General features: G+C 46.7%; 14 protein-coding genes. 9 read left to right on the forward strand and 5 right to left on the reverse strand.

The annotated features are described in order from the left end of the window. The first annotated feature begins 20 nt into the window (after window positions 1–20). Complete coding sequence (locus J2X61_RS31720) at window positions 21–446, forward strand: SRPBCC family protein (RefSeq protein WP_310193902.1); 426 nt, start codon at window positions 21–23, stop codon at window positions 444–446. A gap of 79 nt (window positions 447–525) precedes the next feature. Here the strand turns inward: J2X61_RS31720 and J2X61_RS31725 are convergent, their stop codons facing one another. Then, entirely contained in the window at window positions 526–942 is a 417-nt protein-coding gene (locus J2X61_RS31725) for a VOC family protein (protein WP_274472882.1), read from the reverse strand. A gap of 247 nt (window positions 943–1,189) precedes the next feature. Between J2X61_RS31725 and J2X61_RS31730 the strand changes: the two genes are divergently transcribed. The 7 genes from J2X61_RS31730 (at window position 1,190) to J2X61_RS31760 (ending at window position 12,049) form a co-directional block, all read left to right on the forward strand. Continuing rightward, window positions 1,190–1,741 carry an AAA family ATPase gene (locus tag J2X61_RS31730; protein WP_310193904.1) on the forward strand — a complete coding sequence of 184 codons (552 nt, stop codon included), beginning with the start codon at window positions 1,190–1,192 and terminating at the stop codon, window positions 1,739–1,741. Window positions 1,742–1,958: 217 nt separating this feature from the next. Continuing rightward, a complete protein-coding gene (locus J2X61_RS31735) occupies window positions 1,959–2,525 on the forward strand; it encodes a dihydrofolate reductase family protein (RefSeq protein WP_274472884.1) in 567 nt (188 codons plus the stop codon). Between the two features lie 193 nt (window positions 2,526–2,718). Beyond that, window positions 2,719–5,079, forward strand: coding sequence for a helix-turn-helix domain-containing protein (locus J2X61_RS31740; RefSeq protein WP_310193907.1), 2,361 nt, complete (start codon window positions 2,719–2,721; stop codon window positions 5,077–5,079). 225 nt (window positions 5,080–5,304) lie between these two features. Continuing rightward, window positions 5,305–6,945: a type 2 periplasmic-binding domain-containing protein gene (locus tag J2X61_RS31745; RefSeq protein WP_310193910.1), complete on the forward strand. Its 1,641-nt coding sequence runs from the start codon at window positions 5,305–5,307 to the stop codon at window positions 6,943–6,945. Window positions 6,946–7,025: 80 nt separating this feature from the next. Further along, window positions 7,026–8,003, forward strand: a complete 978-nt coding sequence (locus J2X61_RS31750; RefSeq protein ID WP_310193912.1) for an ABC transporter permease — start codon at window positions 7,026–7,028, stop codon at window positions 8,001–8,003. A 12-nt stretch (window positions 8,004–8,015) separates the two neighbouring features. After that, the gene (locus J2X61_RS31755; protein WP_310193916.1) at window positions 8,016–8,888 is read left to right on the forward strand and encodes a carbohydrate ABC transporter permease; all 873 of its coding nucleotides are present in this window, start codon (window positions 8,016–8,018) and stop codon (window positions 8,886–8,888) included. A 47-nt stretch (window positions 8,889–8,935) separates the two neighbouring features. Next, window positions 8,936–12,049 (forward strand): glycosyl hydrolase family 95 catalytic domain-containing protein, encoded by a 3,114-nt coding sequence (locus tag J2X61_RS31760; protein ID WP_310193918.1) that lies wholly within the window; start codon window positions 8,936–8,938, stop codon window positions 12,047–12,049. A gap of 1,044 nt (window positions 12,050–13,093) precedes the next feature. Here J2X61_RS31760 and J2X61_RS31765 read toward each other — a convergent pair. The 4 genes from J2X61_RS31765 to J2X61_RS31780 form a co-directional block, all read right to left on the reverse strand. Next, window positions 13,094–13,642: a ferritin-like domain-containing protein gene (locus J2X61_RS31765; protein WP_274472890.1), complete on the reverse strand. Its 549-nt coding sequence runs from the start codon at window positions 13,640–13,642 to the stop codon at window positions 13,094–13,096. 264 nt (window positions 13,643–13,906) lie between these two features. Beyond that, the gene (locus J2X61_RS31770) at window positions 13,907–14,329 is read right to left on the reverse strand and encodes a DUF1259 domain-containing protein (protein WP_274472891.1); all 423 of its coding nucleotides are present in this window, start codon (window positions 14,327–14,329) and stop codon (window positions 13,907–13,909) included. 47 nt (window positions 14,330–14,376) lie between these two features. Further along, on the reverse strand, window positions 14,377–14,796 hold the full coding sequence (locus tag J2X61_RS31775) for a DUF1259 domain-containing protein (RefSeq protein ID WP_274472892.1): 420 nt from the start codon (window positions 14,794–14,796) through the stop codon (window positions 14,377–14,379). Window positions 14,797–14,968: 172 nt separating this feature from the next. Then, on the reverse strand, window positions 14,969–16,597 hold the full coding sequence (locus J2X61_RS31780) for a GMC family oxidoreductase (protein WP_310193921.1): 1,629 nt from the start codon (window positions 16,595–16,597) through the stop codon (window positions 14,969–14,971). Between the two features lie 237 nt (window positions 16,598–16,834). On the opposite strand from J2X61_RS31780, the gene J2X61_RS31785 reads away from it, so the two are divergent. Further along, entirely contained in the window at window positions 16,835–17,443 is a 609-nt protein-coding gene (locus tag J2X61_RS31785) for a transglutaminase-like domain-containing protein (RefSeq protein WP_274472894.1), read from the forward strand. The last annotated feature ends 93 nt before the right edge of the window (window positions 17,444–17,536 follow it).

The following is a 17,536-nucleotide window of genomic DNA, read 5'->3' on the forward strand; positions in this document are numbered from 1 at the left end:
GAGAGAGGTGTCTATTCAAAATGGAAACGAGTCAACCGACGAAAGTAACCGTGCAAGCCGTCATTCAAGCCCCTGTCGAGAAGGTATGGTGCTATTGGACCGAGCCGGATCACATCACGAAGTGGAATCAAGCGTCCGAGGACTGGCATGCGCCGCGAGCCGAAAACGATCTGCGGGTCGGCGGCAAGTTTCTGACACGGATGGAAGCGAAGGATGGCAGCATGGGCTTTGATTTTGGCGGCGTCTACGATGTCGTGAATCGGCATGAGGCGATCGGCTACACCATGGAGGACGGAAGAAGAGTGGATGTTGCTTTCTTCGATCAAGGGGATGAGACGAAGGTCATTGAAACGTTCGACGCGGAAAGCTCCAATCCCGTCGAGTTCCAGCAAGCAGGCTGGCAAGCGATCATGGACAATTTCAAAGCCTATACCGAACAAAATTAATCATCGCGAAGAAGACGCCGGGGAAGATGCCCGGCGTCTTTCTTTTTGAACCCTAGTACGAGCGTGCTCTCCGTTAGCCTTAACCTTGTGCGGCATCCGTGTTCATATAGTTAATGGCCCACAGATGGCCGTCCAAGTCCACGAAGCCCCAATGATACATGAACCCATGATCTTCAGGATCAGCGTGCAATTTCCCGCCCAAGGAGACCGCGGTATTCACGATTTCATCGACCTTTTCCCGGCTCTCGAAGGCCAAGGCGATCGTCATCTGCGCGTACTTGCTCGTATCGACGGATTCCTTCTCCGTGAGCGTATTAAAGAATGCTTGATTGATCAGCATGACCTGCAGGTTGTCGCCGATCACGATGGCTACCGAATTCTCGTTATCGGGGAATTGCGGGTTGAGCTCGAATCCGAGTCCGGTGAAGAACGCTTTCGATTGTTGTACGTTTTTTACAGGCAGGTTGAAGCTCGTGAATGCGGACGTTAATGCCATTTTCAAAACACCTCTTCGTCAAATTAGTTTGTGTTCATTTATGCCTTCGTTTATATAGACGACAGCCAATCCGGGAATTCATCGGTCTCATGGATTGGGAAGCGTAAATTTTGAAAAATAACTTGGTATGGAGTTCGGATACCCGCCATTCCCGTAAGGTTGCTTATTCTTATTGTGAAGGGATGAAGATTGAACGTCTCTAAAAAGGAATTCGTCTGAATATATGACAATTAAAGGGGGTTAAACAATGAATAGGATTGTAGTCGTAACGGTAGGTAAAACGCATAGTGGTAAGACGACCTTCGCTAAACAGTTAGAATTGCACTTGAAAAACTCAGTTACTATTGATCAAGATAATCACGCATCTTTTATTAACGCTTACTATAAATCGTTACGTCCGAAAGAAGGTCCAAATACGCTGAAATACACAATTACTCAAACGATAGTCGACTACGCAGTCAATCAGACCGATTCTCACCTCGTTCTATGCAATTCTAATCTTGCACGAAACGGTCGTATGGAGGTACTAAACTATTTTCGAAAGAATGGATTTATAACCATTCTTGTCTATTTTAATATTCCAGATCATGTACTACAAGTTCGAGTAACAGAAAGTCAGCGAAGCAAAGACATTTTTAGGAGTGCCTCAACGTTCGGGGATGTACTTGCTCGACAACAAAAGAGCGAAGTTCTTACCCCAGAAATAAGCGAAGCTGACCACCTCTTTGTCGTTACCCGTAATGAAGAAGATGTACCGATTGTTATTAATAAAATTTGTGAAATCGCCGAAGATAAGTAGATTATGGGACAGAGCGCCGCGGCTGGCAGCTGACCCTTGTTTCATTGAATAAGTGGGCAGTTTTGCACCACATGGTTGTCTTCAAAAAGAAAATTTAAATTTTTACTTGAACCTTACGTAACGTAATGATTTATAGTGAACGTAACAGCAGGACGAAACACGGGCCAACGGCCGAAAAATCGCACAAAATAAATTCGAAATTGGAGGAGAAATAATCATGAGAAAACTCGTATTGTTCATGCATGTGTCGCTGGACGGGTATGCGTCGGATACGAACGGAGGACTCGATTGGATCCCGTATGACGAGGAAATCGAGAAATACGCCGAGGAGGTCGTAGCCGAAGTCGGCTCTCCCGTATACGGACGCACGACGTATCGGATGATGGAGAGCTACTGGCCCACGGTACTGGACAACCCGAATGCGTCGAGGCACGATATGGAACATGCCAAATGGGTGCAGGATGTTAAGAAGATCGTCATTTCCAGTACGATGGACAAGGCGGAATGGAACAATACGACGCTGATCAAGGACAATATCGCGGAGGAAATCAAGGCGCTCAAGGAGCAGCCTGGCAAAAATCTCGTTATCTTCGGCAGTCCGGGAGCGGCGAAGACGCTGCTGGAGCTCGGCCTGATCGACGAGTTCCTGCTGACGATTTGTCCGGTCGTCCTTGGCGGCGGAAAATCGGCATTCGACGGCGGCGAGAAAATCAGGCTCAAGCTGCTATCCAGCCGGACGCTCAAGTCGGGGATTATCGCGACCCGCTATGAGTTGGAGAAATAGCCCTCGCCACTCAAGCCTTTATTTATATCCACGAAGAAGCCAGCAGCCCATTGGGTTTGCTGGCTTCTTGCATTCTCTGCGATGACAGTATGTAGAAAGGCTGCGTGTATTTTAGTTTGTTGTCTTGCAACTCTGAAGAAGAGAAGCTAGTATTTATAGTAAATTCTTTTCCAGAAAGGGAGGGTGGCTAATTATGAAAATTCCTTTTATTTTACGCCTTCTCGATAGCCGCAAAAGCGCACTTTCGACGATCATCGCTTCGAATTTATTTATACTTTTGGTACCGCTTGCAATGGGCGTATTCTTGTACAGCAAGGTTGAGCAAAGCCTGGAGAAGAGCACGACAAGAACTAATGTAGCCATGCTCGAGCAGCTTAAGCTGTCACTTGATAATAAAATTTCGGAAGTGGATACGTTAATGCGCCAGGTTGTGTTTGACCCGAAGCTGGATTACATGCTTAAAATTCCGGTGGATGCCAAAGACGTGGACAAGTATGAATTTATTCAATTCATGCGCGACAAGATGAGCAAATATCACAGCATGACTAGCGATTTCATCCTTGATTACTATGTTTTCTTCGCAAACAGCGATACGATTGTGAAATCGGATCTGGTGACGGACTCCCGCACCTTTTATTCCATCTACTACCCTTATAAAAACTTGACCTATGACAGCTGGCGCCAGCTGCTGGCCAAGGAGCATAAGATGTCCTATCTGCCGTTAGATTCCTTATCCGAAGGTACTGATCAAGCCCCCAAGCAAGTTATCACCTATATGCAGTCGTTGCCCGTGCAATCGCAATCTCAAAATCTCGGGAGCTTTATCGTGCTGATTGACGGCAATCACGTCAAGGAACTGTTCGCGCAGATGGAATCGGCCAGCCATAGCTCCATCTATATCATTGACGGCGCAGGAAATACGATTATGAGCAACAGTGAACTAGCGTTTCCTCCTGAGCTCCTGACACGCATTCAAGAAAGCAACGGACCGTTCGATTACCGGCTCGGGAATGTCGATCAAGTGGTTTCGAGTACGTCTTCGCAGAAAGCAGGGTGGAAATATGTGTCCATTATGCCGAATGACGTTTTTATGCAGCAGGTGAATCAGATCCAGCGCTGGTCGCTCGGTTTATTTATCCTTTGTCTCATTTGCGGGCTGGTTGCTGTCAGTATCGGAGCATACCGTACGTATAAGCCTCTGCAGAGGACCGTTAATGCGATTATGCGAGGAAAAGAAATGATCGGACGCCCTGCTGCGAACGAATACGAGTTTATTCAACAGACCGTGGAAGGCTCTATTCATGAAGAGAAAAATTTGCGCAGTACATTAGCTCAGCAGGTTCCGTTCATCCGCGCTAACTACTTGTCCCGTTTGCTGAATGGTTATATGGATCTGCAGCTCTCGGATGAAAGCAGAGACTCACTCCAATTTATGAATCTAGCCTTTATCAGCGAAAGCTTCACCGTTCTCCTTGTGAACATTGAGGATGTTCATTTCTCGGAGGAACAAGCTGAGCGGCAGTGGGCACATGCCAGGTTTATCGTATCCAACATCGGAACGGATCTCATTGGGGTCCATCATAAAGGCTTCCACGTCGAGCTTGATCGGGATCGCATTGCCTTTCTCGTGAACATATCGGCAGAGCACAAGCATACGGCTGAGAGCACGATTCGCGAAATCGCAGAATCACTCCTTAGCATCATTTCCCAGAGATTTCAAATCGATATCACGATCGCGGTTGGCGGTATTCATTCCGGGCCCAAAGCCATTCGCGATGCGTACCCGGAAGCGCTCGCAGCTCTTGAATACAGGTTAATCCTTGGCAAGCATACGGTGATCCATTTTCAAGATATTCTCGAGGTTAAGCACCATTATTATTATCCGCTTGAAATTGAAATACAGCTCATTAATTTTGTCCGCAGCGGGGATATTGAAAATGTGAAGAAGCTGCTCGATAAAATTTACTCGATGAATTTCGATTCCGGACATATTTCCCCCGAGTTAGGGAAAGCCCTTTTCTTCAACGTGACGAGTACGCTCTTGAAAATTGTGAACTCCACGCATACGGATCAGGTGGAAGTGCTGGGCGCGGACTTCGATCCGATCAAGGAAGTGTTCAGCTATCCAACCGCGCAAGGCATGTACGCCAAAACCATAGACCTGTACGAGATGCTGACCCGTTCGTTTAATATCGATCGATCCGATCACAGTACGCAGCGTCTGGAGGAAGTCATTAGCCTTGTCCATGACCATCTTGGCGACCCGAGCCTTGGCGTTGCACAATTAGCTGAGAGTATTCAAATGACACCGCAATATCTTTCGACTTTTTTTAAAAAGCATCATGGACAAAACCTGCTGGATTACATCACCAACAAACGAATGGAGCAAGCGAAGCTGCTGATGAAGCATAGGGAACTCACCATTGTTCAGATTGCCCATAAGGTCGGCTACAACAATGATGCCGTGTTCATCCGGGCATTCAAAAAGCTTGAGGGCGTAACGCCTGGCAAATATCGTGAGGCGATGTTGGCGGAAATCGTTGGATCAGATTAATAATAGGCAGCCTCTAGGAGGCTGCTTTATTCATATAACGGCAACTGACGATTTGTAAGACGGACTGATGATTTCTCAGAATGGGCTGATTTCTTACGAAAGTGCAGTGCAAATGAAAAGTCGGCAGTATTCAGAACTGTGCAGGTGAAGCATACTTAGGTGCAGGTGCCGGGTGACCGGTACCGGCTAGGCTCCGGTTATGATGAGAAAAGGGAGGCAAGAAAAATGAAGAAAAGTTTGAGATCGATTGGTTCTGTTCTTGTGTTATCTGCTGTTGTCGTGTCGGCAGCGGCTTGCAGCAGTAATACGGAAAGCGGGCAATCCTCCGCATCGCCGCAATCCGGCAGCGAAGCCCAGCCGCCCAAGTTGACGAAATTGACGTATTGGGTTCCCAACCACACCGCAGCTTCCTCACAAATGAAAACGTATGCAGAAATGGGCATGTATAAGGAACTTGAAAAAGTAACCGGCGTGAAGGTTGAATTCCAGCATCCTCCGATCGAGGCTTCGCAGGCGCAAGAGCAATTCAACTTAATGATTGCGAGTGGCGGGCTTCCGGATGTCATTGAAGCAAGTTGGGGGGCGACAAGCGGTGCGGTCATTCGTTATCCCGGCGGGCCGGAAAAAGCGATCCTGGACAAAAAAATCATTAAGCTGAATGAGTTGATCGACCGGTATGCACCGAACTTGAAGAAGCTGCTTGCCGACCATCCCGACTGGAAGAAACAAATTTCAACGGATGAAGGCAGCATTTATGCATTCCCGTTCCTGCGCGGGGACGATAAAGTCAGGGTGTTCTTCGGCCCGTCGATTCGCCAAGATTGGCTGGATAAGCTGGGACTGAAGATGCCGGAGACGATTGACGAATGGTACAACGTCTTGAAGGCGTTTAAAGAGAAGGACCCGAACGGCAACGGCAAAGCGGATGAAATTCCGATCTATTTGGATAAAAACTTGTTCGCAACCGACGCGCCTTTCCTCGGCGCATGGGGCATCAACTACAGCTTCTATCAGGATGGAGGCAAGGTCAAGTACGGCCCGATCCAGCCGGCGTACAAGGAGTTCTTGGCTACCATGAACAAGTGGTACAAGGAGGGCCTGCTTGATAAAGATTTCGCAGCGCCGAACGATAAGCTGTTTGACAACAAAATGACGACCAACCTCTTGGGGGCGACCGCGTCCTTTAACGGGGGAGGAATCGGCAAATATGCAGGACTCATGAAAGATAAGGATCCCAAATTCGATCTGGAAGCGGCGCCTTATCCCGTCTTGAAGGCTGGCGATAAAGCGATCTGGGGACAAAAGGATTTTGCCTATAACGGGGTTGGAGCAGCGATCACGACAGCTAACAAGAATCCGATCGAAACCGTGAAATGGCTGGATTATGCGTACGGGGAAAAAGGGGATTTGCTCTTCAACTACGGGGTGGAAGGCGCCAGCTACAAGATGGAGAACGGCAAAGCGACGTTCCTGCCTGAAATACTGAATCCGCCGGCAGGCACCAGCATCCAGCAAGCCATTGCCAAATATAACCGCGCAACGTGGAGCGCTCCTTTCGTGCTTAGCGATAATTTCCAAATGCAGTATCTCGCGCTTCCACAGCAGAAGAAGGCCTTGGAAGTTTGGTCGAAGCCAACCGCCGAGCGCAAAATCCCGCTTGTTTCTCCGACGCAGGATGAAAGCAGCAAGTTCGCTTCCATTGTCACTGATATCCAAACGTACCAAGATGAGATGCTCTTAAAATTCATCATGGGCGTCGAACCGCTCGATCAATTCGATCAATACGTGAAAAAGATTCAAAGTATGGGGATCGATGAGGCGATTAAAATTCAGCAGGGCGCACTCGAACGTTTCAATAAACGTTAAGGGAAGCGTAGAACAGGGAGAGGGGATGAGGTTTATCCCCCGTCCTCGCCTAGAAACAGAGAAGAAAGGATAGGGAGAAGATGAGGCCAAGTACGGTTAATGGTAAGCCTGGAAATGCCGTAACAACAAAGAAAATCAACCGCGATCCAACCGTTCTGCAAACCATACGTGCGGATGTAAAACGGCACGGGTCCATCTATGCGATGGCTATTCCCGTTATTGCTTATTATCTCATATTTCACTACGGGCCCATGTACGGCTTACAAATTGCTTTTAAAGATTTCTCGCCGGCGAAAGGGATTATAGGAAGTCCTTGGGTCGGATTTAAACATTTTGAAAGCTTTTTTAACGGGATCTATTTCTGGCGGTTAATCAAGAATACGATTCTTATTAACTTATACGATCTCCTGTTCGGCTTCCCGGCGGCTATCGTTCTCGCATTACTGCTGAATGAAATCCGTCAAAGCGTATTTAAGCGGATGGTGCAGTCCATCTCCTACCTGCCGCACTTCATCTCCATCGTGGTTGTGGCCGGGATGATGATTGATTTCTTGAGCCGAAACGGTCTGATCAATCAAATCTTGGGAATCTTCGGCATCGAAGCGATCGATTTCTTGAAGGATGAGAACTGGTTCCGCTTTCTGTTCGTTTCGTCCGGTATTTGGCAGGGAATCGGTTGGGGCTCGATCGTTTATTTGGCGGCAATGGCCACGATCGATCCAACCCTGTATGAAGCGGCCAGGATGGATGGCGCAAACCGCTGGAAGCAAACGCTGCATATCACGATTCCGGGCATCATGCCGACAATCGTCATCTTGTTTATTCTGCAAATGGGGAATATGCTGACGGTCGGCAGTGAGAAGGTGCTCTTGCTTTATAATCCGCTTACCTACGGAACGGCGGACGTTATCTCGACCTATGTCTACCGTAAAGGGGTGTTGGAAGCAAGCTACAGCTTTACCGCAGCGGTCGGGCTGTTCAACTCGGTGATCAGCTTCGTGCTCATTGTAGCGGCCAACAGCTTCGTCAAGCGGATCAGCGAGAACAAACTGTGGTAAGGAGATTCGCACATGAAACCAACCAGAGGAGAGCGAACATTCGGTTACTTCAATGCGCTCTTGATGCTCATACTTTGCGCAGTAACCCTGTATCCGTTCCTGTATGTAGCGTTCGCTTCGCTTAGCGATGCCACATCGCTGCTGCAGCATCGGGGAATTATGCTCAAACCGGCGGGCTTTGATCTTGGCGCCTACAAAGCCGTTTTCGAGAATCCGATGATTGTGAAAGGATACCAAAATACCCTATTGTACGTTGTGCTTGGTACAGCCATCAACCTGTTAATGACGTCGATCGGCGCTTACGTGCTGTCCAGACCGAACCTTTATTTTAAAAATATGATCATGTTTGTGATTGTCGTGACGATGGTGTTCCACGGGGGGCTTATTCCGAGTTACTTGCTGGTGAACTCGCTCGGGATGATGAATACGATGTGGGCTCTCCTCATTCCTGGCGCAATCAATACCTTCAATATGATTATCATGCGGACTTCGTTTCAAGGCATCCCGGTCAGCTTGGAGGAATCGGCTAGAATGGACGGCGCTAACGACTGGACAATTTTATTTCGTATCGTCATTCCGCTTTCGATGCCGGTGATCGCCGTCATGATTTTGTGGTATGCGGTAGGGCACTGGAATTCCTACTTTAGCGCGCTGGTCTATTTGCGGAACCGTGAGGCGTATCCTCTTCAGCTTGTGCTCCGGGAGATTCTGATCTCCAACAATACGGATTCCATGATGGCCGGCGGGGGCGATGACAAATATGCAATCGGAGAAACGATCAAGTATGCTGCAATTATGGTCTCGACACTTCCTATCATTTGTTTATACCCGTTCCTTCAGAAATACTTTGTCCAAGGCGTATTGATTGGGGCTATTAAGGAGTAAATTTGAAACATTTCACCAAGAGACTTCAGGCAGAAGGAGAGGTTCCAGTGAGAGGCGTTACATTCGAGAATGCTCCGAGCAGTTGGAATGAGGCTTTACCGCTTGGCAACGGGCATTTTGGCGGTATGGCCTATTATGAAGACAACCAATTAACCCTAGCGCTCAATCATTACGAGGTTTATTATCAGAAGCTTCATTGCTACAGTAAAAAATACCGGAATAGTGAAGGCCGAGATTTTACGCTTCAATACGGACGTACCTATGACGAGCTGAAGAAGCTGGCTGCAGCGATGTACCGAAATCCCGAACAGGAGCCTGTCTTTCTGTACGGCGATGTGTTATCCGCTAACAGCATGTATAGAAAGTATGGCAAGCCTTCCGGCGGAGCATCCCATTATCCGACTGGAGAAATTCACCTCATGCCTTCGGCGGAGCTTGTAGAACCCGAACATTATTCCCTTAGTCTGGATGTTGAAAGGGCTGTTGTTCAGTTACAAGTGAAGCAAGGCCAGGATCAGCTCAGCATAGACACGGTCATTTCCCAGGACGGCGATTATGTTATTACCACAGTCAACCAGACGAAACCGTCATTATTATCATCAGTTGCGATGGCTGTTCCCCAGGGAAGATATGTGGATATGAAGGTGGAGTATCATCAATTGGATGATGCAACATTCTACTATATGGGGTCCTTCTATCCTGACGGTGAAAATAAGGAGCAGTACGGTCCGTTTTCCTTCCTTGTGATGATGAGAATCATCGGAGCCAAAGGCAGCGTTATCGCCGGCTCCCAAGAGGGTCTTCACATGGATCTGCGGGATGCGGAAGCAACGATAACCTTGCTCACAACGGTGGTAACGGAAGAGGAAACGAAGGAACTGCTCGCCACCGCTCTGATGAGGTTGAATACTACCGCCTCGCATGTGCAGAACCTCATAGCCCATCATCAAGCGCATTGGGAGAGCTTCTGGTCTCGCTCTTCCATCGACTTGCCGGATAAAATGGTTGAAGATCTCTGGTATATCAACCTGTATGCAATCGCCTGCTGCAGCGGAAAAGGCGGCAGAATGCGCGGGCAAGCGTGCGGATTGAACGGCTTATGGGACATTAAGCAGCCAACCAAATGGGGCAGTATGTGGTATTGGGATGTGAACATTCAAGCCGCATTTTGGCCGCTCTATACGGCGAACCACCTTGAAGTGGCCGAAGCGTTTAACGAGGGATTGCTCTCTCATGTTCAGCTTGCCGAGCAAATGGCGAAGCAATTCTATGGTCTGGATGGCGTTGCAGGGGATTACCCGCATGCGCTGTATGTCAGCATCTGGCCATGGTGTGCGCAATTCCTTTGGGATTATTACCGGTATAGTATGGACATGGCATTCTTAAAGGAAAAGGCGTATCCGCTGTTTAAGCAGCTGGCCGTATTTTTCGAAGGCTTCTTGCAGATTGACGCTGAGACGGGACGGTATCATATCTTCCCTGATATCTCGCCGGAACAAGGGCCATTGACCCGTAACTCGACTTGCTCCTTGGCCGCCGTTAAATATTTGATGCAGATTGCTATAGAATCGAATCAATTGCTGGGCGAAGCGGAAGCTGACCGGCTTAAATGGAGTCATATTGCGGATAACCTGGCTTTGTATCCAACAGCGGACTCCAAGCTGTACGGCGATGTGCTGGCAGATTCCGAATGGGCGCCTGCTGACCTGCATCTGCGCCATCCTTCACTTCTTATGCCGATTTACCCGATTGGAGAAATAGGTAAAAATAGCGACCCCACGTTGAGGAAGAGAGCTGAGAATACACTTCGCTATGCAGCGAACCGGACGGAATTCGGCATGTTTCAGTTCGGTTGGCTTTCCTGCGCCGCATCCAGATTAGGGAAGGGCAGCACGGCGCTAAGGCTGCTGTATGAGCAAGGAATTGACCTGTCGCTCAGGTGCAACGGCTTGTTTGCGGAAGAGACGGAGCGCTGGATGAACTATTGCAATATCACGAATGAACCGTTATACCATCCGCATATGATGGAGGCTTCCGGGGAGATGGTCGCTGCCGTGAACGAAATGCTGCTGCAAAGCTACGATGGGGTGATCGACGTGTTTCCGGCGCTGCCCTCCGGGGAGGCTGAACCCGAGCGTTGGGTAGGATTGTACGCCCATGAGGCAGAGAAGCTGGGCGGACGCTATGAGAAGTGGAGCCAATGCTCCTTCCGCGGCTTGCTGGCCGCAGGCGCATTCGAGGTAAGCGCGGAGCTCAAGGACGGCCGCACGGCGTGGGTTTATGTGCGCAGCAAGGCAGGTCATCGGGCGGTGGTTCGCAACCCGTTCCCGTGCAATGACAGGGTGGCGGTTGTCAGGAAAAGCGAGAATGCCTGGAGTCCTATTCAATATGGGGAGGAGAATGGACGGATTTCATTCGAGACGGAGAAAAACGGCGAGTACGCGCTGTATCCTCATTCGAAACCTATAACGATGGAGCCGTTTGCACCCAGCCCCGATCATGTGCCCGAGCAGCGGACAACTCCGCTTGTTCACACAGCCCATACCCAGAGGCGCGTGTTCCTTGGCAAAGATAAAGACACGCAGCATTATAGGCTGCTCGACCATTTCACGTTCGACTACTATGCCGGCAATTCCCGTGAATCAAGGCTGGCCGCTTACCGGTTAGACTTCGGCGTGGGCTCGCATGTGCTGGACAAAGATTATACCCAAGCACTGCCTAGGCAGATTCATAAGGAAGGTGTTCTAGGCCAAACGTTCCGCCAAATATCCAAGGAGTCTGTCTTCCATCCGTATTCAGGCATCGGCTGGGAGACCGCGGAAGCCCTCATTGCCGAGGATCGCGGCGAGCCGGATGAGCTGCGCAGGGATTTTATCGGAGGCAAATGCGAGGCGACGCTGCTGGTGGAGCTGCCCAGGGGGAGGTATGATCTGGTCTTCGTAACGGGAGATCAAGCTGCGCCCTCTTACACAGAGGTCGAGATCGTCGGCCAATGTGCGTGGAAGCCTGAGCGTGTTCTCAAGGCCGGCGAATTTGCAACAGACATGCTGCCTGTCATACAGAGGAAGGATGGATACGTGAAGCTGAGATTCAGCACCAACGCAAGCTCCCAGTGGCGCGTGAATGTACTGATTATCAATAAAAATTACACATATGTATAAGGAGGGAATACCCTGGGCACGACGAACGTCGCCGCTGCGATCAGCCTTAACCTTATGAACGGACGAGGAGAAAAGCTGGAAGTTGATTGACGCTAATCTGACTCGTGCCGAAACGGCTGCTCTTGTACGCCGCATGCTGCAAGCTGCAAAACTGATTAATCCATAAATTTCCCCGATAAGGGCTGTCCCTGGCAAATCTGCCATTGGGGCGGCAAGAAGAAGAGGGTGTTCCCAGGTCATATTCATGGCTTTTGGGACACCCTCTTCGTCTCGAATCCGGCTGCATGCCGGCTACATCGGTAAATGTATATGAAAAAATATATACATTCCCCTCTAGGCCGGCTATATCGGTAATCCGTATGAAGTCATACAGACTTCTCAGACAGCCTCTTCTTTAATTTTAACGTTTCAATTTAAACTTAATCTGCCGTTAATTCCTTTGTAAGAACATCACATTCCCACTTTTTCTCAGCATTACAAACTCCTGCATTATAAATGGTTGAATTAAAGTAATGGAACCCTGAAATAAAAATGAGGATTTGCTCTGATTCAGAACGCAAGTGGACTTCTTTACACTTGATGCAATAGTACATTGGGTCACCTCGTAATAAACGCATTAAAGATGTACAGCATTATTCGGCAAGATAAATTGTCTAAACACGGGGTTCTACAGTAGTTTCTATAACAACTTTTATTGAATTTTGCCTCTTTTCGCAACAACTCGAACAAGCACCTGTATGATAAATTTGAGCCCGAGATGCGAGAAATCTCAAAAGTCTTTTTGCTCCTGCCCGCGTAGCATTTCCCTGCTCGAGGAGTCCTATTATGTAGCTCTGGGAAAAAAATTACAATGTAGAAACTTAAGGATTCTGGTTTGCTTTTTTTGGTAAAAAAATTGCCTGTCTCAACAAACCGAGCCGTCTACGCTATAAACCGTCCCCAATCATTCATCAAATAAAATAAGACAGCCGTCGTATGGATCGGTTGTCTTAAGGATCTAAGTATTCGTAACCAAGTATTTGCCTCGTGAGCTTTTGTATTCGTTTAACGCAGGTTTGCTAGCAAATAATTAAATTTCGATACAATCGTCACGTTGTCTACTGCGATTTTTGCCAGCAAGTTCTGATAATATCCAGTAGGCATAGCAGCTAACAGCTCTCCGGCAATCAGGTTAGTTTTCCATTTATTGAATATAGCCGTCTTTAATCCTTCTTTATATGATGCCGGTTCTTTATACACCGTTGTAGGTGGAGATGCCGGAACTTGGCTTCCTGTAAATGCAAAATAAATCTCCCGTAACGTTTGCAAATGTGCTCGTTCATTTTCATGTATAGAAGTAATTACACCGCGGTCTTCCTCGGATGGGGAAAGCTCAAGCAGCTTCTGGTAGAACTTTTCAGTGTTGCTCTCGTTAGCTACAGCTTCTTGAATAGCGTGCAGCGATTTCTGCAGGGCTTGATATGGCGGCTGCATGCCATTTGGGCGATAATTCCACCACATTAAATCGTAGGGAGCATATATAGCGGCATTCGGTGCGTCATAAGTACGATAATACAAAAAAACACCTCCCTTATTAAGGATTTTCTTCATCATATGCGGATTACGCCTAAGAGTTAAAGAAAGTGCAGGAGGTTTTTAAGTCGAAAAGGACGTATTTGTAAACGCGGTGGCGATTGCTTTCACGCTATACGTGCGGATCGTGATAATGATTCTTCATCTAAAGCAGATAATGCAGAACAATAAGAATGGGGAACCCCGATAAATTAAGGTTCCCCAATAACAGGATTAATTGTTGTAAGAGCCCAACAAAAATGTGAATTAGAAAATATTAAAACTTATATAAATAAGGGATATTAACTAACCCAGAAAAGCGATAGAACGTTTTACTTTCTTTGCAAATTCAATAGGATTATCAATCGACTCCCAGTGAATATACATAAGGCGCGGGTTCTCGAACAGCCAGTGATTATGGACTGCAGTTACTGTAATCCCGTTATTGCGAAGATTGGTCAACAAACGATTGACTTGGTTTTGGAAGAGAGCCGTTTCCCCCAAACAGAGTGCGCGACCCGATTTGTCCAATGATTCAAAAGAGAACAGTTGATAGCGGACTAAAGGAGATGTAGTACGTCTTCCTAAAATGGCAGCGTTTACTCTCCGATTTCTAGTAACAAAACAAACGGGACCTTTTGTAATTTCATGCTCCGTTGCACCTAAAATGGTTGAAAACCGATCACATAGTCTTCTAAAGGCAGGACTTACTTGCACTTGTTTCGCCATACGTAATCATCCCTTCATAATAAAATACGAATAAAACTCAACGGCAATTAACCCAAGAATGCAATAGATTCCTTGGTTCTTCTCGCAAATACGACAGGATTCATGATGGCTTCCCAGTGCATATACATTAATCGAGGATTTTCTTTTAACCAGTGATTATGAATCGCAGTTACTTTTATCCCGCGTCTACGGAGGTTCGTTATTAAACGGTTAACCTGATCTTGATGAACGGCAGTCTCACCCAAGCATAGTGCACGACCCGAGCTATCCAGCGATTCAAACGAGAACATTTGCATTTGAACTAGCGGGGAGCGCGTTCTTCTTCCTAAGATCGTTTCTTTTAAATTCGTCATTCGCGTCACAAAACAAACAGGACCTGCTTCAATTTCCGATTCTCCTCCTAAGATTCTGCCAAACTGCATACAAAGTCTTCTGAATTGCGGACTTAATTTCACTGATTGTGCCATATAAATCCTCCTTTAGTCATGTTCAGCATAGCGTATTCTTAATGGAGAATAGCGAATTGGACTAATCCCTATGGATTCAAAAATGTGCGAATTCCATGGAACAGAAAAAACACGAAAAAAAGCACTCTGAGTATAGAGTGCCTTTATGAAAACTGAACTTAAATGTTTTCAGTTATTCTTCGCTATTTTCAAATTTCTCTCGAATCTTCCTCCGCTGTTTCCTTTTATCTATCCATATGACTTGTTTAGCGATGGTATATCCGATTAGATAGGCTGCCGCTGAAGTGTTTCCATCCACTGTAAAAGGGATGATTGAAGCATCCGCAACAATTAAATCTTTTACACCGTGAACATTTCCACGCCGATCAACAACCCCTCCATTTTGTAAGGGGGCCATTCGAAGCGAGCTTTGTTGGTGATGATTATGATCAAAGTTGTCTTTAATAAATTGTTCCAGTTCGGCATCGTTATCAATTGTTTCAACAGTAGGTGAAATGAGCCGATATAATGGATCAATGGCCATTAGCTCAGCGGCTATATTCTTTACATAGATCTTATAAATGTTTTTTACGGCTTCCAAATCATTCGGATTATCTAGAAATCCTTCATCTGCGAGCACAAGTTTAAGAGGATCTTTGTTTTGGATGCGGATGGTACCGCGACTCTTCGGACGCAAGTAGATCAAACCTAATGTTAACGTATCGTCTTCAGAGCCTATACCCAGAATTTGAACCGCTCGACGCTTTCTATCTATTCCTAGAGGGTCAGGCAGGAAAGCCCCGCCGGTATAAAGGGCGTTGGGATCATTCGAAGGTAAAGGTCTGTCGCTCGGATTCGATTGAAATACAGCAAAGTTAAGTGTATGGTTTCTTAAGCTTTTCCCCACATTGGGGTTATTAAAGATGCAGCGAATACCAGCTTCTTTAAGTATTTTTGCAGATCCTATCCCGGATAGCAGTAAGAGCTGAGCGCTGTTAATCCCTGCCGCGATAATGACCTTTTTCCTTGCGTATGCGATTAAACGCTTCCCACTTTTTAGAAATTCCACTCCGCGGGCGCGCTTATTAGAAAATATGACCCTTAAAGCGGTCGAATCAGAAAATAATCTTAATTTACGGCCATTTACTCCCCGGCCATTCAACGCTACGACATCCGAGGACAAAAATGCAGTGGAGGAGCTTTCCCTCCTGCCATTCGGTTTCTGATATAATTGCCATCGCGTAAAGGGGCCAATTGTGGTTTTCGGGTTATTATAATCCAAAATTTCAGGGAAGCCGGAAGCTCGTTCGATTGCAGCAACTAATTTATTTGCCATCGATGTCGGATTTAGAGGAGCCTGGCGAATATCAATGCGCCCACGATAACCGCGTGCAGAGGCATTATTTGTTTTCCCGTTATATTTCTCAAGTCTTTTGAATCGCAGAACCGCCCGATTAGGAGACCAGAGAGGTCCGAGCAGCCTTGCCCATTCCCTAAATACCTTGCCTGTTGGGCGCACGTACTGTTCTCCATTAATCGATGAACCGCCTCCTAAGAGACGTCCTGTTGTCCATTCGAACGTCCGATCATCCAGCCCGGCTTGCGGGACACCTTCTCCTTGCCAAAAATACTGAGGAAAGAATTGTTCTTCCAGCTCGGAAGCCATCGTCGAGTCGCTAATCGGTTTGTCTTTATCGTTGTTACCGCCTGCTTCTAAAACAAGGACGGATGTTCTTTTATCGTCGGATAGGGTTTTCGCAATTACCGCTCCTGCGGGTCCTGTACCCACAACAATGTAATCATAAATTAATTTCCTTTCCATCAGAACTCTCCTTTAAATAAATGGGCTAATTTAGGATATTAGATATAGTTGTCTCATGTGTCGAAAAAATAATTATGCCCTGTACACTCAGAAGAATGATGGAGCAACTCGCAATGGTGCAGCTGTTCCCTAGTTTTGTTAAGGTAACGGGCAATGAAATTATTGAATATATTATCTTTATTATGCATAATTATTCAGATAGACTATATGGCAAATAATCGTTTAGGAGTTGTTATAATGAATCTGATCTGTGAATCGCTAGTCATTAACGATTACTTGATCGTGACAGAAGAGGTTGATTATGATCACCAATTGATTGCCGAATTGACTTCCAAATTGGAAGCCTCATCACAAGATCAAGTGGATTTTATTAAAAAATCTTATGAATATGTCCGTGATGAGATTGATCATTCTTGGGATATCCAAAGTTCTAGAATTACTTGTTCCGCGTCGGAAACATTGATTCATGAAGAAGGCATTTGCTATGCAAAAGCTAACCTTTTATGTGCGATATTACGAAGAGCGGGCATACCCGCTGGCTTCTGTTATCAACGACTTACGCTCGGAGACACTCCAGACACAGGCTACTGTATTCATGCTTTAAACGCTGTTTATGTTCAGAAGTTGGAAAAGTGGATCCGCTTGGACCCAAGAGGCAATAAACCTGGCATTCACGCAGAGTTCTCACTGGATGAGGAAAAACTTGCTTTCCCGATCCGGGAAGATTATGACGAAGCTGATTACTTGACCATTTATAAGTCTCCGAATGCTAAGACCATTGGCGTGTTAAGGAGCAGCACGGACTGCATAAATATGTATCTTCATGGTCTACCCGATCATTTGTAATCATTAAGTTAATGGGCGTTGGCAATTTAGTTTTGTTAAAAACAGGTCATTTTCTACTTGATGTAAGTCATTTGAATCGTTTTGAGAACACTG

Source organism: Bacillus sp. 3255 (assembly GCF_031456485.1).
In the GTDB taxonomy this organism is placed as follows: Bacteria; Bacillota; Bacilli; order Paenibacillales; family NBRC-103111; genus Paenibacillus_E.